The organism is Microbacterium sp. 22242 (assembly GCF_052045495.1).
In the GTDB taxonomy this organism is placed as follows: domain Bacteria; phylum Actinomycetota; class Actinomycetes; order Actinomycetales; family Microbacteriaceae; genus Microbacterium.
Map to the genome: position 1 here is coordinate 1 of NZ_JBQEOZ010000027.1, position 483 is coordinate 483.

Here is a 483-nt window from a genome sequence, read left to right on the forward strand (position 1 = left end):
CGTGCGGACCTGTGCGCGGACACGCTGCTGACCGGGGCGCCGTCCGGGCATGACACGACCACCGGGTTGCTGGCTGCGATCCAGGCACGGGTCGAGGTCACGGTTCCCGTGCTCACCCTCATGGGCACCGACACCGCGGCGGGTGCGGCCCCGGGAAGCGACGCAACGGCGGGCACCGGACTCGGAGCATCGGGCGCCGGGTTCGGGGTTCGTGTCGAGCAGCCCGGCGAGCTCGCCGGCGGGCCACCCATCGACACGCACACCGCCCGGATCCTCGCCGGCAGTGCCGTCGCCTGGGAACGAGTCCTCACCCACCCCGTCACCGGGGCGATCCTCGCCGTCGACCGGTACCGGCCGGGCGCCGACCTGCGCCGCCTCCTGCACGCCCGCGACTCCCGATGCCGATTCATGACCTGCGGGCTGCCGCCGAGCGCGCAGGACCTCGACCACACCATCGACGCCGCCCACGGCGGACCCACCGAA

The 483-nt window shown here is 74.5% G+C and carries 1 pseudogene; it reads left to right on the forward strand.

The window, feature by feature from the left end:
• Positions 1 to 483, forward strand: a pseudogene (locus ACTJJZ_RS17360) (hypothetical protein); the annotation flags it as partial.